Below are 20,883 nucleotides of genomic sequence, written 5' to 3'. Positions count from 1 at the left end.
TTATGTTGTCGCGCACAGCACCCACGTATGCAAATTTTGCGCTGTATGTTTGTATCGTTCAACCAAATAAAAAATAGAACGTCATGAGTATCCTGTTAGCATTACTTGGAATTATCGCCGGCCTGTTCATCTTCATTTTTACAGCCGCTTTGTTTATCAAAAAGAAATATGTCATTCGTGAGCAAATTACCGTCGACAAAAACAGCCGGCAAGTATATGATTACGTAAAGCTGCTGAAGAACCAGGAATTTTATAATAAATGGGTGATGATGGATCCTAACGTTAAACGCGGCTACGAAGGCGCCGATGGCACGGTTGGAGCTATAGTTACCTGGGACAGTGAGAATAAAAACGTTGGCAAAGGCGAGCAGGAAATAATGAGCCTGACAGATGGCTCGCGAATAGATTGTGAGGTGCGTTTTGAAAAACCTTTTAAGAACGTAGCGCAGGTATATATGAAACTGACCCCAATATCCGAAAGTACAACCAATGTGGAGTGGACAATGATGGGCCAAAATAAATATCCGTTCAACTTTACAAACCTGTTTATTACCGGTATGCTGGCTAAAGATATGCAAACCAGTCTGCAGAACCTTAAGAAAGAGCTGGAGGCTTAATCCGCGATACAACACTAAAACAACCCAATATTTAAAACTAAAATTATGGCAACTAAAATTTTTGTAAATCTGCCGGTAAAAGACCTTGATAAATCAAAAGAATTCTTCGGCAAACTTGGATATACTTTCAACCCGCAGTTTACCGATGAAAAGGCAGCTTGCATGGTGATAAGCGAAGATATTTACGCCATGCTGCTTACTGAACCTTTCTTCAAGACGTTTATCAGCAAAGAAATCACCGATACATCAAAATCGACTGAAATGCTGATATGCCTGTCGGCCGATAGCCGTGAGCAAGTAGACGAACTTTATGAAAAAGCTGTTGCTGCCGGCGCTAAAACCCCTCGTGACAAAAACGACATGGGCTTTATGTACAACGTTAGCTTTGAAGACCTTGACGGGCACACCTGGGAAATTATGTGGATGGATCCTGCCGCTATACAAGGCTAAACCGTTGTAATAGAGCATGATCATAAAAAAGAATCCGAAACCCAACCCCGAACTGCATAAGCTTGACAGGCTTGTGGGGATATGGAATGTGAGTGGCGAAGTGCGCGGACAGGTGAGTTACAGTTGGATGGAAGGCGGCTTCTTTTTGGTGCAGTACGTGGATATTGAGGGAGAGAAGGGACTGGAATTTATTGGGTACGACGAGGACAGCGGCATGTTGAAGTCGCATTATTTTGACGGTGACGGAAAGGTTTTGGAATATCAGTACGATATTACCGATACTGACCATATTATCACCATTGATATGCCGGGGATAAAGGGTTGCTTTTGTGGCAAATACAGCAACAATGGCAATACAATAACCGGGTGCTGGCATTGGAAACAGGGAGAAGAAGAAATGGGCTACCGGGCTGTTTTCAGCAGATTAAATTTAAGCTGAACTTAAGCGATTAATCCTGTTCCACTGGGCTTAATCAACATCAATACTTAAGAAAAAGCTTCTCGGTTCTCCGTTATAACGCTTTGCTAAAACCGGTGCAGTTACACAACCTATCCGCCAGCCCACTTTTATTGAATTAACAACATTTATTTTAATCTGCTGGGTGACATTTGCGTCATTCCGGTATAAATGATTTATGATGAAAGCTAACCAGGAATTAATTAAAGAAACAAATAACACGCTGGATGAGTTGATTGGCCTTTTGGATGACATACCAGCAGCGCAATTTAACACAGTTCCGTTTGAAGGAAGCTGGACAGCCGGCCAATTGGCGCAGCATCTTACACTGGCAAATTCAGGCTTCCCGGCCCTGGCAACCGGACCGGTAGCTGAAACAGACCGTGCACCTGACCAAATGGTAGCGCCAATTGCTGAAAGCTTCCTGAATTTTGACACCAAATTTGAAAGTCCTGATTTTATACGCCCGGAGGCACGCGATTATGACAAAGATAAAATGATCAGCGGATTGAAAAAGATTAAAGCGGATATTGCAGCAGAGATTGGCGATTTGGATCTAACCAAAACATGCATGGCGTTTGCCTTCCCGGTTTTAGGCAACCTCACCAGGTATGAAGCTGCAAATTTTGTTATCATCCATACAACCAGGCATATCCATCAGCTAAAAAATATTTATAAAGTATTAAATAAGAAATAACAGTACATCAACCTAAGTAATCACTTAAAACAATTAACAATGAAAACAACAAAAATCTTGTTCTGGGTATTTAATGGCCTGCTATGCGCCATGATGCTTTTTTCGGCATACAGCTATTTTGGCACTCCCGAAGAAATGAATAAAATAGTGGTGGGGCATTTTCAATACCCTCCGTATTTTATGGGGCTTTTAAGTACCGCTAAAATATTGGCGATCATAGTGATCATGATACCCGGCTTCCCGAGGCTGAAGGAGTGGGCTTATGCCGGCTTCGCCTTCGATCTGGTATTCTTAATTTATTCAATGATGGCATTGCACGATCCATCTGACGGCTATTTATTCATGAGTCCGTTCATCGTGGTCTTTGTGCTTGCTTACTATTTTCATATTAAAAAACAACGCGCCGTCGCGACCGGCGGCAATAGTTAATGGAAACTTCAGGTACATTAAGCCTTAAGGGCTTTTTCAAATTATTAAAACAAGCCATAGCAGGCAGCCAACAGGACTATACAGCCCTGAGCATCCGCAGGGCGGTATTTTTGCTGGCCATCCCCATGATCATGGAGATGATAATGGAATCGGTGTTTGCGGTGGTAGATATATTTTTTGTCGGTAAGCTGGGCAACGAGGCCGTGGCCACTGTCGGGCTTACTGAGTCGGTGCTTAGCCTGGTCTATTCGGTAGCCATAGGCTTAAGTATGGCAGCAACTGCGCTGGTAGCCCGCCGCGTTGGCGAAAAGAACCTGGATGAGGCCGCACACGCAGGCATGCAAACCATTGTGTTTTCGGTGGCGCTGTCGATAGTTATTGCAATAGTGGGCGTAACTTTTGCTGAAGGGATTTTACGCCTGATGGGCGCTAACGACAAAATGATTGCTGAGAACATTGTGTACACCCGTGTAATGTTTGGTGGCAATGTGGTTATCATGTTATTGTTTTTGATCAATGGGATCTTCAGGGGCGCCGGCGACGCCAGTATAGCCATGCGCAGCCTTTGGATAGCCAATATTTGCAACATTATTTTGTGCCCGCTGCTTATTTACGGCTGGGGACCGGTACCTGCATTAGGGCTCAAGGGCGCCGCATTCGCAACTACGTTTGGCCGTGCGATGGGGGTGGCTTATCAGATGTACCGCTTGTTCATCAAACGAGGGTTGCTGCATTTTTACGCCTCACACATACGCCCGCATAAAGAATTGCTAAAACAGATTGTTAAAATTGGCAGTACAGGTACCATACAGTTCCTGGTAAGTTCGGCCAGCTGGATTTTTTTAGCAAGGCTGATGGCCGGTTTTCATGAAGCTGCGATGGCTGGCTACCAGGTATCTATCAGGATATTAATATTTTTCCTGTTGCCGGCCTGGGGATTGAGCAATGCGGCGGCGACGCTGGTAGGGCAGAACCTCGGGGCAGGCAAACCCGAGCGGGCAGAACAAAGTGTTATAACTACGGGAATTTATACCACCATTTTTATGGCGGCTGTAAGCTTGTTCTTTTTTCTATTTGGTACGCCGGTAGTAAACTTTATGAACAGCGACCCGCTGGCAAGGCATTATGCCATTCAATCATTACGGATAGTGAGCCTGGGGTATGTATTCTTCGGAATTGAAATGGTAACCATGAATGCCTTTAACGGGGCCGGAGACACGCGCACACCGACCATGGTTAACCTGTTAGCATTCTGGCTGTTCCAGATACCGCTGGCGTGGTTTTTAGCAGAACGTTACTTCAGGGAACCCAGAGGCGTATTCTTTGCGATACTGATATCCCAACTGGTGGCAGCCACATTGAGTTATACGCTGTTTAAAAGAGGGCGATGGAAAACGGTTAAAGTATAGGTTAGCTATCAGGCATCAGTGTTTAGAGATTAACAGAGACAGGGAATGCCTTTTTTAAACATCCGAAATATTTGAAAACTTCACATACTATGGTAGAGATATTCAGAACTAATGTGAAAAATAAAAAACTGGCGGGCAAAGTGTTAAAGGCCTTGCATCTGCACTTGCCCGCCTTTAAATTCAACTTCGACCTGGATGATTGCGACCGTATCCTTCGTGCTCAAAGCAATGGATGCCCTGTAGCATGCCGGGAAATTATACAAATTGTGCGGGGATACGCTGTTGAGATAAGTGTGTGGGAAGAGGGCCATTAATGTGTGAATATGCAGATGTGCGAATGAAGAAGCCGGACGTGTATATAAAGTCATGGCGGTCAAGCCCTATCGTTCCTACATCCGTACATTGAAAATTTGCCTATCAAATTACTCCACGTACCTGATCTTTACTACCACCTTTTTCACAACATCGTACCCGGCGACCTTGATATTGGGCCGGTGCGCGTCCTGGGGGAAAAATAGAAAGAAAAGGGCGGGCGTAGCTACAAAATATTGCCCCTTGGCGTTATAATTGGCTGCATCCGTAGTTTCGTTGTACGGTTTGGTAACAGTGGCTTTTGACACCGGGGCCATGCCGATGGTCTCTTGCCCTTTGATTATATAATGCAGGTCGGTATATTTACGATGCGATTCCCAGGCGGATGCCTCGAATTCTTTTGATGGCGCCTCGGTAACAATAGCATAAACATTATCGCCATCTATAGGGTACTTTCCGGGCTGAATTTTAGTTAAGTCGGTGTCGCGCAAAAAAGCAAAAGCTTTATCCCACGCCGTCCGGTTTTTGTGGTATTGCTGGGCAAACACAACTTTATTTACTGCCGTAAACAGCTCGGGCTTAAAGCCATTCTTCCATTCCTTCTTATCGAGCCATTGTTTAGCGGTGGTTTCATTCCATGTTTCCTGTGCTGCTGCCACATAGGCGAGGTTGCAGAAAGCAAGCAGCAATATGGTCTTTTTTGTGATGTCCGAAAGTTTCATGGCGGAAGGTGTTTAATAGAATGTAATTTAGCTATTTTAACTTTTTTTGAAAAATCAAACTGTTAACTTTGGCCGTTATCGGCAATAACGCGATAAATTTCTAACCATCAACAGCTTTGAAAGTTTTACATGGCGTTCACCCGGACGATTTTAAAAGATATGATACGGGCCAGATCAGGGACCGCTTTTTAATAGAAGATATCGTTCGCTCCGGCGAGATCAATTGCGTTTACACACACTACGACCGTGTGATAGTAGGTGCGGCGAACCCGGCCGGGAATACGCTTTCATTGCCTGCTTATCCTAATCTGCGTGCTGATTATTTTCTTGAACGACGGGAAATGGGTATAATAAATATTGGAGGCGACGGAACTATAGTTGTTGATGGTGAGCTTTTTAACCTTTCAAGGCTGGATTGTTTGTACATCGGTAAAGGCGCCCGGGAAATTGCTTTCCAGAGTAAAAGCAGCACCGATATGGCGATATTCTATATATTATCGACCCCGGCGCATGCTGTTTATCCGACCACGTTTATGAGTATTGACGAGGCTGATAAAGTGGAAGCAGGCAGTGCGTCGTTAGCAAATGAACGCACTATTCATAAATACATTCATGCCAATGGTATTAAAAGCTGCCAGTTGGTAATGGGGTTAACGACATTAAAACCAGGCAGCGTATGGAACACCATGCCACCGCATGTGCACGATCGCCGTATGGAAGCTTATTTTTATTTTGATCTGGCTGTTGGACAAAGAATTATGCATTTTATGGGGCAGAGTAATGAAACCCGTCACCTGGTAATGAAGAATCACGACGCTGTAATATCATCGCCCTGGAGCATACATTCCGGTGCAGGCACCAGTAATTATAGCTTCATCTGGGGCATGGGGGGCGAGAATTTGGATTACACGGATATGGATGTTATCAGCATCGGGGAAATTAAATAAACTCCTTAAAAGGAGGATTCCTGACATTCTGGGCGTTAAACATAACCTCGATTTAGCGAATCCTGTCAATTAATATTTTTCAGCCCCTTATCCAAAGGTTTCACGCTTAAGAGGGTATAGTGGTCAGCTAATTTTTTATACAGAAGGTTGACTGCTGACAAACTTGTGTCAGCAGAAAAACAAAAAAAATCGTTATCTTGGTGTCGTTTTCAATCTGAGGCTACCAATACAAAAAATGTTAACCCGTCACCCTTTTCAAAAAGTTCTTTAAATACTTTTAAGCCTCCGGAGCGGCATAAACGCCTCCCAATTAAGCCATTTTACCGCCTCCTGAATTGTAGAAGCTGTTTTTATACCGAACGGGCATAATGGTTCCGGAGCGTTCAAGGGCTGTTTTTGTAGATGGGCTAAATGACTTTTGCCCATTTTTGCCCCCTTTTTTGTTATGGGCTAAACCCATTATGCCCGTTTTTAGGGCCATTTTTGTTACGGGCATACCGGCTTTTGCCCATCTGCAAATTAACTACCTGTCCTTTCCTGGCAAATAGGTTTAGCATGGTTCGATCTATTCGACACCAAACTATAATTGTAACAAACCTATTGCAAATGAGGTAAGTTACAGTCAAATCTCACTACATTAGTGTCGAACTGACAGTTTAGGCTGCTCCAAATTATAACCTTTGTAACCAACTTATTTATGATGAATAAAAAGCCGTTTGCGCTGTTGCTGCCTATGTTTTTGTTTTACAGCGCATTCGCACAAGGTCCGGTACTTACCCCCGGCAATCCGGCTGCTGAAAAATTTATTCCCGAAAGACTGCAGCGTATTGATGGACTAATAAAGCAATACGTAGATTCTGGCTGGATAGCCGGTGCAGATGCCCTGATTGCACGGAATGGCAAAATTGTTTATGATAAGGCTTTCGGACTAGCCGATATTGATAAAAAGGCGCCGATGAAAACCGGTGAAATATTCCGCATTGCCTCGCAAACCAAGGCTATTACCAGCGTGGCGGTTATGACTCTGTTTGAAGAGGGTAAATTTTTGCTCGACGATCCGATTTCTAAATATATACCGTCATTTGCTCACCCAAAGGTGCTGGCTTCATTTAATCCTAAAGATTCCAGCTATACCACTATAAATGTAAGGCGTGAAGTTACCATTCGCGATCTGCTCACCCATAACTCAGGGGTGGATTATGCGCAGATTGGTTCGAATAGTATGAAAGCAATTTACGCTAAAAATGGAATCTACGCAGGTTTTGTAAGCGATAAGCTGAGGCTTGGCGACGCTATCAACAAGCTTGGAACGTTGCCCCTGGTTCATCAACCCGGCGAGAAGTTCACCTACGGCATGAGTATCGATGTACTGGGTTACTTAATTGAAAAGCTTTCGGGTAAAAGCCTCGACCAGTTCCTGCGTGAGCGGATATTTCAGCCACTGGGTATGAATGATACTTACTTCTACCTGCCGCCATCAAAATACAACCGCCTGGCGACAGTTTACACGCCCGATAAACAATATAAGTACCTGATTAAATGGGATAAAACAACCTTTCCGGGTGTAGATTTCGACTATCCGTTATCCAATGGCACCTATTATTCAGGGGGAGCAGGGTTAAGTTCAACCACAAAAGATTATGCCATATTTCTACAGATGATGCTGAACAACGGAGAATACAATGGCCACCGCATTTTATCGAGGCATACTGTGGAAATGATGACGATGAACCAAATCGGCAATGCTAACCTGAATGCCGAGGGCAATAAATTCGGGTTGGGTTTTGAAATAACCACTAAAAGCGGGCAGGCTAAATTAGGCCAAACTGAAGGCTCGTTTGCCTGGGGAGGGTTCTTCGGTACGGTTTACTGGGCTGATCCGGAAGAAAAAATGGTTTGCCTGTTATATGTACAGGAGTGGCCATACCCCCACGGCGAATTGAGCGATAAGTTTAAGGCGCTGGTGTATGCCTCTTTGCAGTAAACAGGGCTAGTAAGACTGGAAAGAATATTAGCGTCAAAAAATCAGAGTAATCATTCTCAAATCGGTGTAAATCACAAAAAATAAAATGGAAAGAAGAAGATTCATCAAAAATGCGTCTGTGGCCGGAACGAGCTTTCTGCTTGCACCGCAATTAGGAAAAGCTGCCGGTTTTTTTAAAGGTTCGCCTAATGATAAAGTAGTGCTGGGCATGATGGGTACGCACAGCCGGGGCTTGTACCTTGCCCAAAATTTTGCCAAGATACCCAATGTTGAAATCGGTTATATATGCGATGTAGATTCGAAGGTTGTTGACAGTACGATTGCCGACATCTACAAACGGACAGGCAAGAAACCTGAGGGCATAACTGATATCAGGAAACTGCTTGAAAAGAAAGACGTTGACGCTATAGTGATTGCCGCGCCTGACCATTGGCATGCTCCGGCCGCAATTATGGCCTGCCAGGCCGGTAAGAATGTTTATGTGGAAAAACCCTGCAGCCACAATCCGCATGAAGGTGAATTACTGGTGGCCGCTGCTAAAAAATACAACAGGCTGGTGCAAATGGGCAGCCAGCGCCGCTCTTTTAACAACGTGCAAAAGATGGTGGGCGAATTGCACAATGGTGTAATCGGCAGAGTTTATTACGCCAAAGGCTGGTATACCAATCACCGGGAATCTATCGGCATAGGCAAACAGACGCCGGTTCCCGCCAATCTGAACTACGAACTATGGCAGGGCCCTGCGCCGCGCAAGCCCTATAAAGATAACCTGATACATTATAACTGGCATTGGTTCTGGAACTGGGGCACCGGTGAAGCGTTAAATAATGGGACACATGAGCTGGATGTGATCCGCTGGGGGCTGGGCGTTGATTTTCCAAATAAAGTGGTTTCAACCGGTGGCCGCTTTCATTTTAAGGATGACTGGCAAACGCCTGATACGCAAAATATACTTTATAATTTCCCTAATAATACCGCTGCCGAATGGGAGGGACGCAGCTGCAACGGCTATAACATAGAAGGTTTGGGCCGCGGTGTTATATTTTATGGCGATAAGGGCACTGTGTTTTATTCCGGCGGCAACGGCTATAAAATTTACGACGGTGAAAGCAAATTTGTGCGCGAAGTAAAAGATGAAGTGCCTGTGGATGCAACTAACAAGGTTAGTCCGACCGAAGCGCTCGACGGCATGCACATGAAAAACTTTATTGAGGCAGTACAGGGAAAAACGAAGCTGAATTGCCCGATTGAGGTTGGTTTTAAATCAACCCTGTTGCCCCAATTGGGCAATATATCATACAGGGTTGACCGTGTGCTGCATATCGACCCAACAAACGGCCATATTTTGAACGACCCCGAAGCGCAAAAGCTCTGGAGCAGGGAATATGAAAAAGGCTGGGCGCCTAAAGTATAATTCGTTTTATATTGGTATAAATAAACACTGGCAAGAATTTTCAATAACACACATCTATAAAAAATGAGAAAAACTATTATTAACTCTACACTGATATTAGCAGCCGCAATTGCTCCTTCATTAGTTCAAGCCCAAAGCACACCGGGTTTGTTTGATGGTAAAACGCTGAAAGGCTGGAAAAAACTGGCAGGTACGGCAGATTACAAGGTAGAAAACGGCGCTATCGTCGGCACTACAGTAATGAACTCCGGTAATACTTTCCTGGTTACTGAAAAAGAGTACGGAGATTTTATATTGGAGCTGGATACAAAGATTGAAAGTACTTTAAGCAATTCAGGCGTGCAAACGCGCAGCCATTACGACCCGGCGGGAAATAACGGCAAAGGCAAAGTTTATGGCCGGCAGTTTGAAATTGACCCGTCGGACAGGAAATGGTCGGGCGGGGTTTATGACGAAGGCCGCCGCGACTGGCTTTACCCGCTTGATTTGCACGAGAACGCAAAAAACGTATTTAAAGTCGGCGAGTATAATCACGTGCGGATTGAGTGTATCGGTAACGAAATGCGTACATGGTTAAATGGTGTGGCTATTGCCGACGTGGTTGACACCGTAGATAGCAAAGGCTTTATCGGCCTGCAGGTGCATGGTATAACCAAAGCGGAGCAGGCCGGCAAGAAGGTATATTTTAAAAATCTTCGCATCCAGACTCAAAACCTGAAAAGGCTGCCATTTCCAAAAGACATCTATACGGTGAATTTACAGCCTAATTCTCTTTCGGCGAATGAAAAAGCGGCAGGATGGAAGTTGTTGTATGATGGCCATACAAACAAAGGCTGGCACGGCGCAACGTTTACCACGTTCCCAACAAAAGGCTGGGAGTATGCAGACGGCGTAATGCATGTTTTGCCTTCAGAAGGGAAGGAAGAGTCTGGCGGCGGCGATATTGTTACCGATGATCTGTACGGTGCATTCGATCTTTCATTCGAATTTAAGCTTACGCCGGGCGCTAACAGCGGCGTAAAATATTTTGTGACACTGAATGAGCAAACAAAAGGTTCGGCGATAGGGCTGGAGTACCAGGTTTTGGATGATAAGCTGCACCCTGACGCAAAGTTAGGCCGCAACGGAGACCGCACGCTTGCTTCGTTATACGACCTGATCCCCGCTAAAAAACAGCCGCGTTTTGTACATCCGATAGGTGCATGGAATATCGGCCGTGTGGTGGTTTATCCCAACAATCATGTTGAACATTACCTTAACGGGGTAAAAGTGCTGGAATATGAACGCGGCTCAAAGGCTTATAAAGACCTGGTGGCCATCAGTAAATACGTAATCTGGAAAAACTTCGGCGAAGCTAAGGAAGGGCATTTATTGCTTCAGGATCATGGAAATGAAGTATTTTTCAGGAGCATAAAAGTGAGGAGGCTGTAACGCTTCAGGCTATATAACATGTCATTTCGACGAGAGAAGGGAAGAAGGATATTCACTATCGCTTGAAATGACATGTTTTTTATCAGGGTTTACACAATCTCTTTCTTCTGAAAACTATAATACAAATAGAACAGCGAGGGCAGTATCAAAAAGCTGCCGATAAATAATCCCCATCCCAGGTCGTTAATAGTAGTTTCGGGAGCACGATATACAAAAAGCGACAGGTTTTGCCCGCCTTTTACCATTAAAAGGTAAGGGTAGTGCATATAACCTACGGCCAGCAATATCATAGTTACCTGGAAACCGGCGCCGATACGGATGATTTTCCGCTTGCCTGTATTGATTAATATCCATGACGCGATAAGTGAGACAGAGGCTGCTATTACGGCTGTGAGGCTAACAGGATTGCCAAAAATCCAATGTGCTAAGTGAATATTCTCTACCTCGGACGCAATGAACACCAGGCCGCCAAAAGCAACCGCAATTATATTCATTGCTTTCGCTTTTACTATAAAACGGCGGGCATCATGATCGTTGTCTGCTTCTCCGATGAGGTAGATGGCAGCAAGATAACCGCTCAATGCAACAGTAAATAAGCCTACTGCCACCGAGAAATAGTTGAACCAGCTGAATACGTAGGCGCCTAAAAAAGAACCCGCGTGTAAGTCGATCTGCCGCGAGATGGTGCTGCCTGCAATTATCCCTAAAAATAAGGGCGTTATAAAACTCGAGTAAACAAATACCTGGTTGTATATTCTTTGCGTATTCTCGCCCTTAATGGCATCGTAACTGCGGAAAGCAAAAGCCGTCCCGCGGGCAGTGATACCCAAAAGCATAATTAACATGGGTATATGCAGATAAGTGCACATGGTGCTATACACAACGGGGAATCCCACGAACATGATCACTACAGCAATAATAAGCCACATGTGGTTGGCTTCCCAGATCGGGCCGATGGCATGATAGCTGGTCTGCCGTGTTTTATGCTTGTTTTTCTCTGATGTAAAAAGTTCTATGATCCCTGCGCCAAAATCAGCCCCGCCCAACAGGAAATACAGCACTATGGATAGAAACAGGAAGGTGATAACAACATATATCATTATAACATCATTTAACATCGTACAACTCAGGAACCATTTTAATTTGCCGGCTTAATAAAAATATCACCGCAATGCTTAGTATTAAATAAACTGCCGTAAACAGGTAAAATGAATAGGCAATACCCGGCATCGGCGTAACGGCTTCGCTGGTGCGCATAACGCCCTGGATAATCCAAGGCTGGCGGCCAACTTCCGTGACGGTCCATCCCGCCTCTACAGCTATAAAACCAAACGGCGTTGATAGTATAAACAACTTGAGAAACCAGCCTTTGGTGAGCCAGCTTCTTTTCTTCCAGATAGCTGTAAAATATAACAGTCCAACCAGCATCATTGCCGAGCCTATAGCGATCATTATCTCGAAAGCAATATGCGTAACAGCTATAGGCGGATGATCTTTCACAGGTATTTGATCAAGGGCCTTTACGGGTTGCTGAAAATTATCATATACCAAAAAACTAAGCAGCCCCGGGATTTCAAGTCCATATTTGTTTTTCTTAGCGGCGGTATCCGGAAAGCCGCCAATAGTTAAAGGAGAATAAGGCTGCGTATGAAAGTAAGCTTCCATAGCCGCCAGCTTTGCAGGTTGTTTTGCGGCGGCATTTTTGGCGGATAAATCTCCGCTGAACGGCTGCAGAATGGCCGCTATAGCCCCGAAAACGATGGCAATCCGGAAGGCTTTCGTATGAAATAACACATTCTTCTTTCGGGCGATCATCAGCGCATGGATACCGGCGACTGCAAATCCTGTAGCTGAAAAGGCGGCGATGATCATATGCAGCGATTCGGAAAACCACGAGCCGTTGAACATAGCTTTTACAGGGTCGATGTTGATGTATTGACCATTAATGAAGTCGAACCCGGACGGGTTGTTCATCCATGAATTAGCTGATACTACCAGAATGCCGGAAGCTATGCCGCTTACCCCGACCAATATGCCGGTGAACCAGTGGAACCATTTATTGAACTTATTCCAGCCATAAAGAAAAAAGCCGAGCGCTATTGCCTCGATAAAAAAGGCGATACCTTCCAGCGAGAATGGCATACCAAATATTGGCCCCGCGTGTGCCATAAACTTAGGCCACAGCAAACCAAGCTCGAATGACAATATTGTTCCGGATACTGCGCCGGTAGCAAAAAAGATAGCGACACCCTTGCTCCAGGCCTGGGTAATATTTTTATAAACAGGTTCACCGGTCTTTATCCACTTGTAATGCGAAACGGCCATAAAAACCGGCATCACCATGCCGATGCACGAATATATGATATGAAACCCCAGTGAGATAGCCATTTGTGACCGTGCAGCGATGAAATCGTTCATATTATCCGTTTTAATAATACCCGTGCAAATATACCCACCATTTAAGCCCCTAACAGGCCTGTTACAATTGTTAATTATTAAATAGAATATTTCTAAATATGAGGCGCTTAAATAATACTTTAAAAAATGTTTTCCTTTTTAAAGAAAATTTTATATAGATTTACTACCGATTATAAACCCGATTACTTGAAACGACTGTTTGCTATAGTATTGTTAGGTATCCACCTGTTCAGCATAGGCGGATATACCTTGCTTTATCGATACTACATGCATCAATCGGATGTACAGATCGTAAAGGAAATTTTTGACAATAAAGTAAACGACGCAAAACTCATCGAACTTAAAATACCCGTTCACATGCCTACTGTACAGGATTGGGATGAGTATGAGGTTATCCAGGGCCAGATACAATTAAAGGACACCTATTACAATTACGTGCGAATGAAATTAACGCGCGACACGATGTATTTTGTTTGTATACCCAATAACGTAAAGACCCGTCTTGCAAAAGCAAATGTAATTGCGGCCCGGGAGTTCAGCGATGTACCCTTTAGTAAGAAAGGCCATGAAGCGCCGGTTAAAAAAGTAAACAGCCTTAGCGACTATACATTAGAAACATTTGGTTATACATATACCAATTTCGAAACACGTATTACCCCGATAAACAGGAGGGTATCGTTTATATTGGATAGACCATTCATTGAATCTCCCGGGAAACCTCCCAATTTTTCATAAAGCTGTTTTATCGACACTCTGTGTTGAGGCTGTCTTCTCTTAATTCCATTCGGTTTTAAACGTTACCGGTTTTAATAATATTGGTTTTTTGCATGCATCTATGTGTGTATCCGCTACACCAGGATATTAAAAGCACCAAAATACATGCATCGGTAATTAAACCTTTTGGAGAAACATCCAACACGCAATATTTACAGTACTAAGCTCAATCTGTATAGTGCAAGTTATCCTGTAAGGCGTTGACAATCCAGCAGCTTTTCCTTTATATAATGCCGGCTTAATTCTTACCTGGCATTTAACCGCGTACTTACTTTTTAACCTTTTTACATTTTTTAATTAACATCATGATTAAATCTTTACGCTCGTGTTTGCACCGGGCCGGTTTGATGGCAGGTGGCCTGTTGATTTTTTCAGCAACCGCTAAAGCCCAAACCGATGCCGATGCACTAATGATTCCCAAAAACTATTTCTGTACCGGTGTGATGTATGCACACAGCAGCTGGAAGGATTATTGGGAAGGGACTTTTAAACGCGATAATGGTAATATCGGGACATTGTCGGCGAATTCGTTTACTTATGTGGGTAACTATGGAATAACCAACAAACTGGATGTAATAGCGATGGCGCCTTACATCAAAACCAACGCGTCGGCCGGCACGCTACACGGACAAAGCGGCCTGCAGGACTTAACAGTGGCCTTAAAATATATGGCACTTAATACCGAACTGGGCAAAGGTATTTTCAGCGCACATGCTATCGCTGAAGGTTCTATCCCCTTATCAAACTATGAAAACGACTTTTTACCCGTGTCGATCGGTCTTCATACAAAAAACTTTGCACTTCGCGGGCTTTTAAATTACCAGGTGGGCCGGTTCTTTGTGGCCGGCGCGGGTCAGTATGTGTGGCGCAGCAATACCTCTATCGACAGGGATGCGTATTATACCGATCATATAATTTACAGCCACGATGTGGAAATGCCGAACGTATCTAACTTTTTAGGAAGTTTTGGCTACCGCAGCCTTAAACTGAATGTGGAAGCTATAGTAAGTAAAACGACCACTCTCGGCGGCTTCGATATCCGCAAAAATGACATGCCTTTTGCCAGCAATAAAATGAACATGACCACTATAGGCGGTTTGGCTAAATACAGTTTTGACAATCTTACCGGCTTTGAAGTTGTTGCAGGCGGTAATTACGTGGTTAGCGGCCGCAATGTTGGCCAGGCCACAACTTTTTTTGCAACCGTATTATATGTTTTCGATTTCAACAAAAAAAATAAATAAAACCATGAAAAGACCGATACTTAATGTGATTCCGATGTTGGCTGTAGCAGCATCAGTTTTTTTAGGGGCCTGCCATAAAAACATAGCCGACCGTTCGCTGGTGTATCCGGCACTGGCGCCGTCGAACATCGACATCAATGCCGATACATGGAAAACGGTTTTGGTTAAAGACCCATCGGTGTTTAACGTGCCTGCCCCTGACGCAACTAACTCGCCCGCTTATGCCGCTGACATAAACGAAATAAAAGCTTACCAGGGTAAATTAACTGACGAGCAGAAAGCTATTATTAAATACTGGAGCGCCGGTTCAGTTTTGAGGTGGAACGAAATTTTGCGGGACCTGGTAGCCAAACACAATGTGCCGCCTTATCAGAATGCAGATGGCACTTACCCTGCGCCAAGTGCGACTAATCCCTTTGCCTACCCGGTATTTCCTTTTGCCAATCCGCCGTATGCGGCGCGTGCCTATGCGTATGTAAGCGCAGCCCAGTATGACGCTTTGGTAACTGCTTATCATTTTAAAAACATGTATAACCGTGCTGCACCTTATAACTTTGATGCATCGATAAAGCCGTCAATACCTAAATCAGCACTGCCATCATATCCAAGCGAGGATGCTGTTGTTGCCGGTGCATCTGTTGAGATAATGAAATTATTATTCCCTGCTGATATTGACTATATAGAGCAAAAAGCGGCAGAGGAAATGCAGTACCGTATTATGGCCGGCGCAAATACCCGTGGGGAACTTACGGCAGGCCGGGCTTTAGGTGCGCAGGTGGCTGACATTTTTACAGCGCGCGCCCGCGGCGACCGTGCAGGAAAAGCCGTCGGCACCCCAACCGACTGGCTGCAGCTGCAAACCAAAACCACTGCCCGCGGCGAAACCTATTGGGTTAGCCAGGAAGCCCCAAAACGCCCGCCAATGCTTCCTTTGTTTGGCAAGGTTACGCCATTTCTTTTCGATACACTTACAGTGGCTGCAATACGTCCTGCACCGCCGTACGCTACAAACTCACCTGAATTTAAGAAGGAAACCGAGGAGGTGTTGTCTTATACAAATAACCCAACCCGCGAACACCAGGCAATAGTGGAATTTTGGGCTGACGGCGTGGGAACTTCAACGCCAACAGGTCATTGGAATACGATTGCTGCAGACGAGTTTGTAAAACAAAACTATAGCGAGGTACGCTGGGCACGCAATTTTGCGCTGTTGAACATGGGGCAGATGGATGCCGCCATTGTATGCTGGGATACCAAATATTTTTACTTTAACCAACGTCCAACCCAGGCTAATCCCAAAATTAAAACGCTTACAGGTTTGCCAAACTTTCCGGCATATACCTCAGGCCACTCAAATTTCAGCGGCGCTGCTGCAACCGTGCTTACCTATTTATTGCCCGACAGGGGTAGCAAGTTTACAGACCTGGCTAACCAGGCATCGATGTCGAGGTTATATGGTGGCATACACTATCGTTCGGACGTGGAAGTTGGTTTGCAAACCGGCATAAAAGTGGGCCAATATGCTGTACAACGAGGTAAAACAGACGGCGCAGGAAACTAATTAACTATTAACACAAATACCCTATTAAACAGAACCCAATTCATCATGAAAAAAACGCTTAAAGCAATTTTCACCGTGGCAATAATTTTGGCCTTTGCAAAATCAAACACATTTGCCCAAGGCTGTGTGGCTATCAGGAGTACCGGCGGCTTATGCACTATGAGTGAGCATCCCGATAGCCTTGCGCCACAGGGAAGCTGGCTTTTCAATACAAATAGCCGCTATTTCAGGTCGTACAAACACTTTGTTGGTAAGGATGAACAAAAGCAACGTATAGAGCAAAAGACAAACGTAATTAATCATGCTTTTACCCAGGATTTTTCGCTTACCCGCAATTTTAATAACCGTTGGTCGGCTGCGATTGATCTGCCACTTATCATTAACAACAGGTCATCGTTATACGAGCATGGCGGCTCGGACAGGCGGTCGACACAGGCGGCTGGAATCGGCGATATAAGGCTGACCGGTTATGCCTGGCTTTTGAATCCGCAAAAGTCGCATAACGGAAATATACAAGTGGGGCTTGGTATAAAACTTCCAACCGGCAAGGATGATGTTATGGATGATTTTTATAATGTCGGCCCAAACGGAGCCTCGCGCCGCGGCCCTGTTGACCAGTCGATACAGCCAGGCGATGGCGGTTTCGGTATCACGACCGAAATCAACGCCTATTACAACTTTACCCACAACTTTGGTATGTATGGCACCTTCTTTTATTTGTTTAACCCGCGCGACGTGAATGGTGTTTCAACAACACGCGGCGGAACGGCTAGCGCAACATCAATAGCGGTTACAAGCAATGTAATGAGCGTTCCTGACCAGGAACTGGTTCGCCTGGGCTTTGGCCTGGGTACAAAACACCTGGATTTTTCGGGCGGTGTACGTTATGAATGCCTGCCTGTGCGCGATGTGTTTGGTAAAAGCGATGGCTTCAGGAGGCCAGGATATATATTATCGGCTGAGCCGGGAGTTACCTACAGGCTGAAAAGATTCTCTGTTTATGCTTTCGTACCAGTAGCCCTGATGCGCGACCGTACGCGAAGCGTTGCTGACATAAGAACAACTGAACTAACAGGAAAATATGCACACGGCGATGCCGCATTTGCTGATTATGTAATCAATGCGGGCCTAAGCTTCAGATTTTAATATAAAGTTGATTATTTGATTTAGTTAAGCCGGGCGTGAGATACCCGGCTTTTTATTTATGTTTGTTTTTAATTATTTACCTGATAAAAATGAAGACAGCTGAAGAAAACTTCGCCGCCCTTGGGCTTAATCTTCCACCGGCGCCGAAACCGCTCGGTGTGTACAAACCTTGCCTTATCGATGGCAAATATTTATATGTATCCGGCCACGGAACGGTGCAGGAGGACGGAAGTCTTATCATCGGACGTGTAGGAAAAGACCTAACCATGGAAGAAGGTAAGCTGGCTGCGCGCCAGGTTGGACTTGCTATACTGGCTACTATTAAAGCAAACATCGGCAGCCTGGATAAAATAAAGCGGGTGATAAAGGTATTAGGCATGGTTAATTGTACACCCGATTTTGAGCGCCACCCTTTTATTATCAACGGTTGCAGTGAACTGTTTGCAAAGGTTTGGGGCGATGAAAATGGCATTGGTGTACGCAGTGCAGTAGGCATGGGCTCGTTGCCGGATAATATTCCGGTGGAGATAGAGGCATTATTTGAGCTTTATTAAGCCTGGAATATTATGATAATTCCGGGTGCTTTGGCTTGGGATATAAGCGGCGGCTAATTACCGCAGGCTAAGATTGAAAATGGACTGGTATACAATAGACAACATAGACGAATTAGATACGCCCGCCCTGGTCGTATATCCCGATAGGGTGAAGCAAAATATAGCTGCCGCTATTAATATTGTTGGCGATGTTGCCCGCTTGCGCCCGCATGTAAAAACGCATAAGAGCCCTGATGTTACTAAACTGATGCTTGACGCAGGGATTACCAAGTATAAGTGCGCCACTATAGCAGAGGCAGAAATGCTATGTATTTGCAAATGCCCGGACGTGTTGCTGGCGTATCAGCCAATCGGCCCCAAGCTGAAAAGGTTTATCAGACTGATAAAAACTTATCCTGGCACAAAGCTTTCATGCCTTATTGACAACATGATCGCCGCTACGGCCGTATCGGAAGGGGCAATAGCAAATAATATCATTATTCCTGTTTATATCGATTTGAACGTTGGTCAGAACCGCACCGGTATAAGGCCAAATGAAGCTTTTGAGCTGTATAAACAATGCAAACTCCTGCATGGAATCAAAGTGATAGGGCTGCATGCATACGATGGACATATTTATGATCCGGATATAAATATACGAACAACGGAAAGCAATAAAGCCTTTGAATCAGCAGCTACGCTGAAAGACAGAATTGAAAAAGATGGCGATGCGGGTCTCAACGTGATAACAGGCGGCTCGCCAACGTTTCCTATCCATGCAAAACGACATAACGTGGAATGCAGCCCCGGTACCTTTGTATATTGGGATAAGGGCTACAGCAGCTTTACTGAGCAACCTTTTTTACCGGCGGCGCTGGTAATTACCCGTGTTATCTCGCAGCCTGACGCGAATAAACTATGCCTCGACCTGGGTCATAAATCCATTGCAGCGGAAAGAGAATTGAAGACGCGTGTATTGTTAATGGATGCGCCGGGACTGGAAGCGGTCAGCCAGAGTGAGGAACACCTGGTAGTTGAAGCAGGAGAGGGGCATCAGTATAAAGAGGGCGATGTAATTTACGGCATGCCTTATCATGTTTGTCCGACGGTAGCGCTTTATGAACGCGCTATAACTATAGAAAACGGACAAATTACGGGTGAATGGAAAAATATGGCCCGTGACAGGAAGATAAATATATAAAAAAGATCCGCCACTAAACTTAATTACTAACTAGCTCAACCTATGTTAACGATCGATGCTCATTTAGACCTCAGCATGAACGCGCTGGAATGGAACCGCGACCTGCGGAAGCCCATTGCCGAAATTAACGCCAGGGAAGCTGGTCTCACTGACAAGCCCGATCGTGGTAAAGGCGTAGTATCGCTGCCCGAGCTGCGTAAAGGAAATATTGGTTTGGTAGTAGCCACCCAGATTGCGCGATTTGTTGCGCCTGACAATCCCCTGCCGGGTTGGCATTCCCCGGAGCAGGCCTGGGCACAAACACAGGGGCAAGTGGCCTGGTACAAAGCTATGGAAGATGCCGGTGAAATGGTGCAGGTGAAAGATGTAGAAGGGTTGGAAAAACATATCGCCTTTTGGAATAACGGTCAGCCTAATGAAAATAAGCCGGTTGGATATATTTTAAGCTTAGAAGGAGCAGATTCCATCGTCACGATCAGCCACCTGGAGCGGGCCTATAGTTATGGTTTGCGCGCCGTTGGCCCGGCTCATTACGGGCCTGGTCGTTACGCGCAAGGGACAGATGCTACAGGCTTTATGGGCAATGCCGGCCGTGAATTATTGAAGGAGATGGAGCGCTTAAACATTATCCTGGATGCAACTCATCTTTGCGATGATAGTTTTTGGGAAGCGCTCGCCAACTTTAACGGAAATGTTTGGGCAAGCCATAACAACTGCAGGGCGCTGGTGAATCATAATCGCCAGTTTAGCGACGAGCAAATAAAGGAGCTGATCAACCGCGACGCAGTCATCGGCGGCGCGCTTGATGCCTGGATGATGGTCCCGGGATGGGTTAGGGGGCAGTCGGACCCTAAAGCCATGAATTGCAGCCTGGAAGTAATGATTGATCATCTCGACCATATTTGCCAGATCGCCGGTAACGCATTACATATTGGAATCGGGTCAGATCTGGATGGCGCGTTCGGCCGCGAGCAATGCCCCTATGACCTGGAAACGATCGCCGATTTGCAAAAGATACCAGGTATGCTTAAAAAACGGGGCTACACTGATATCGACATTGAAAATGTAATGCATGGTAACTGGCTGCGGTTTTTGCGCCGCGCGTTGCAGTGAACTCATCAACTGCCAATCGGGTGT

22 protein-coding genes are annotated in these 20,883 nt (G+C 45.1%); 18 read left to right on the top strand and 4 right to left on the bottom strand.

The window, feature by feature from the left end; genetic code table 11:
* The first annotated feature begins 83 nt into the window (after positions 1 to 83).
* The 7 genes from Q3W13_RS13220 (at position 84) to Q3W13_RS13190 (ending at position 4,373) form a co-directional block, all read left to right on the top strand.
* Positions 84 to 617 carry an SRPBCC family protein gene (locus tag Q3W13_RS13220; protein ID WP_302864545.1) on the top strand — a complete coding sequence of 178 codons (534 nt, stop codon included), beginning with the start codon at positions 84 to 86 and terminating at the stop codon, positions 615 to 617.
* A gap of 45 nt (positions 618 to 662) precedes the next feature.
* Positions 663 to 1,067, top strand: a complete 405-nt coding sequence (locus tag Q3W13_RS13215) for a VOC family protein (protein ID WP_302864543.1) — start codon at positions 663 to 665, stop codon at positions 1,065 to 1,067.
* 16 nt (positions 1,068 to 1,083) lie between these two features.
* Complete coding sequence (locus tag Q3W13_RS13210) at positions 1,084 to 1,506, top strand: hypothetical protein (RefSeq protein ID WP_302864541.1); 423 nt, start codon at positions 1,084 to 1,086, stop codon at positions 1,504 to 1,506.
* A 196-nt stretch (positions 1,507 to 1,702) separates the two neighbouring features.
* Positions 1,703 to 2,221 carry a DinB family protein gene (locus Q3W13_RS13205; protein ID WP_302864540.1) on the top strand — a complete coding sequence of 173 codons (519 nt, stop codon included), beginning with the start codon at positions 1,703 to 1,705 and terminating at the stop codon, positions 2,219 to 2,221.
* Between the two features lie 39 nt (positions 2,222 to 2,260).
* Positions 2,261 to 2,650 (top strand): DoxX family protein, encoded by a 390-nt coding sequence (locus Q3W13_RS13200; protein WP_302864538.1) that lies wholly within the window; start codon positions 2,261 to 2,263, stop codon positions 2,648 to 2,650.
* Positions 2,650 to 4,059, top strand: a complete 1,410-nt coding sequence (locus Q3W13_RS13195; RefSeq protein WP_302864536.1) for an MATE family efflux transporter — start codon at positions 2,650 to 2,652, stop codon at positions 4,057 to 4,059. The genes Q3W13_RS13200 and Q3W13_RS13195 overlap by 1 nt, the downstream gene beginning before the upstream one ends.
* Positions 4,060 to 4,130: 71 nt before the next feature.
* The gene (locus tag Q3W13_RS13190; RefSeq protein ID WP_302864535.1) at positions 4,131 to 4,373 is read left to right on the top strand and encodes a hypothetical protein; all 243 of its coding nucleotides are present in this window, start codon (positions 4,131 to 4,133) and stop codon (positions 4,371 to 4,373) included.
* Between the two features lie 108 nt (positions 4,374 to 4,481).
* Here the strand turns inward: Q3W13_RS13190 and Q3W13_RS13185 are convergent, their stop codons facing one another.
* Positions 4,482 to 5,093 carry a YhcH/YjgK/YiaL family protein gene (locus tag Q3W13_RS13185; RefSeq protein ID WP_302864533.1) on the bottom strand — a complete coding sequence of 204 codons (612 nt, stop codon included), beginning with the start codon at positions 5,091 to 5,093 and terminating at the stop codon, positions 4,482 to 4,484.
* A 116-nt stretch (positions 5,094 to 5,209) separates the two neighbouring features.
* On the opposite strand from Q3W13_RS13185, the gene kduI reads away from it, so the two are divergent.
* Positions 5,210 to 6,040: a 5-dehydro-4-deoxy-D-glucuronate isomerase gene (gene kduI / locus Q3W13_RS13180; RefSeq protein ID WP_302864531.1), complete on the top strand. Its 831-nt coding sequence runs from the start codon at positions 5,210 to 5,212 to the stop codon at positions 6,038 to 6,040.
* Positions 6,041 to 6,350: 310 nt separating this feature from the next.
* Here kduI and Q3W13_RS13175 read toward each other — a convergent pair whose 3' ends face one another.
* Entirely contained in the window at positions 6,351 to 6,521 is a 171-nt protein-coding gene (locus tag Q3W13_RS13175) for a hypothetical protein (protein WP_302864529.1), read from the bottom strand.
* Between the two features lie 216 nt (positions 6,522 to 6,737).
* Between Q3W13_RS13175 and Q3W13_RS13170 the strand changes: the two genes are divergently transcribed.
* The 3 genes from Q3W13_RS13170 to Q3W13_RS13160 all read left to right on the top strand — a co-directional run bounded on the left by Q3W13_RS13170 (position 6,738) and on the right by Q3W13_RS13160 (position 10,869).
* Complete coding sequence (locus Q3W13_RS13170) at positions 6,738 to 8,024, top strand: serine hydrolase (protein ID WP_302864527.1); 1,287 nt, start codon at positions 6,738 to 6,740, stop codon at positions 8,022 to 8,024.
* An 85-nt stretch (positions 8,025 to 8,109) separates the two neighbouring features.
* Complete coding sequence (locus Q3W13_RS13165; RefSeq protein ID WP_302864525.1) at positions 8,110 to 9,438, top strand: Gfo/Idh/MocA family protein; 1,329 nt, start codon at positions 8,110 to 8,112, stop codon at positions 9,436 to 9,438.
* 63 nt (positions 9,439 to 9,501) lie between these two features.
* Positions 9,502 to 10,869, top strand: a complete 1,368-nt coding sequence (locus Q3W13_RS13160; protein WP_302864524.1) for a DUF1080 domain-containing protein — start codon at positions 9,502 to 9,504, stop codon at positions 10,867 to 10,869.
* An 89-nt stretch (positions 10,870 to 10,958) separates the two neighbouring features.
* On the opposite strand, the gene Q3W13_RS13155 is transcribed toward Q3W13_RS13160, so the two are convergent.
* A complete protein-coding gene (locus Q3W13_RS13155; RefSeq protein ID WP_302864523.1) occupies positions 10,959 to 11,969 on the bottom strand; it encodes a cytochrome d ubiquinol oxidase subunit II in 1,011 nt (336 codons plus the stop codon).
* A 7-nt stretch (positions 11,970 to 11,976) separates the two neighbouring features.
* Positions 11,977 to 13,287 (bottom strand): cytochrome ubiquinol oxidase subunit I, encoded by a 1,311-nt coding sequence (locus tag Q3W13_RS13150; RefSeq protein WP_302864522.1) that lies wholly within the window; start codon positions 13,285 to 13,287, stop codon positions 11,977 to 11,979.
* 186 nt (positions 13,288 to 13,473) lie between these two features.
* Here Q3W13_RS13150 and Q3W13_RS13145 point away from each other — a divergent pair, with 186 nt between their 5' ends.
* From Q3W13_RS13145 to Q3W13_RS13115, 7 genes are all read left to right on the top strand, one after another.
* A complete protein-coding gene (locus Q3W13_RS13145; protein WP_302864521.1) occupies positions 13,474 to 14,022 on the top strand; it encodes a hypothetical protein in 549 nt (182 codons plus the stop codon).
* Positions 14,023 to 14,366: 344 nt separating this feature from the next.
* Entirely contained in the window at positions 14,367 to 15,305 is a 939-nt protein-coding gene (locus tag Q3W13_RS13140) for a hypothetical protein (protein WP_302864520.1), read from the top strand.
* 4 nt (positions 15,306 to 15,309) lie between these two features.
* On the top strand, positions 15,310 to 16,866 hold the full coding sequence (locus tag Q3W13_RS13135) for a phosphatase PAP2 family protein (protein WP_302864519.1): 1,557 nt from the start codon (positions 15,310 to 15,312) through the stop codon (positions 16,864 to 16,866).
* A 45-nt stretch (positions 16,867 to 16,911) separates the two neighbouring features.
* Complete coding sequence (locus Q3W13_RS13130) at positions 16,912 to 18,012, top strand: hypothetical protein (RefSeq protein ID WP_302864518.1); 1,101 nt, start codon at positions 16,912 to 16,914, stop codon at positions 18,010 to 18,012.
* A gap of 89 nt (positions 18,013 to 18,101) precedes the next feature.
* Entirely contained in the window at positions 18,102 to 18,566 is a 465-nt protein-coding gene (locus Q3W13_RS13125; protein WP_302864517.1) for a RidA family protein, read from the top strand.
* Positions 18,567 to 18,645: 79 nt separating this feature from the next.
* Complete coding sequence (locus Q3W13_RS13120) at positions 18,646 to 19,746, top strand: D-TA family PLP-dependent enzyme (RefSeq protein WP_302864515.1); 1,101 nt, start codon at positions 18,646 to 18,648, stop codon at positions 19,744 to 19,746.
* A 42-nt stretch (positions 19,747 to 19,788) separates the two neighbouring features.
* Positions 19,789 to 20,859 (top strand): dipeptidase, encoded by a 1,071-nt coding sequence (locus tag Q3W13_RS13115; RefSeq protein ID WP_302864513.1) that lies wholly within the window; start codon positions 19,789 to 19,791, stop codon positions 20,857 to 20,859.
* Positions 20,860 to 20,883: the final 24 nt, after the last annotated feature.

The organism is Mucilaginibacter sp. L3T2-6 (assembly GCF_030519355.1).
Classification (GTDB): domain Bacteria; phylum Bacteroidota; class Bacteroidia; order Sphingobacteriales; family Sphingobacteriaceae; genus Mucilaginibacter.
The sequence above is the reverse complement of the archived record's forward strand: the minus strand, read 5'-3'. Positions and strand labels throughout refer to the sequence as shown.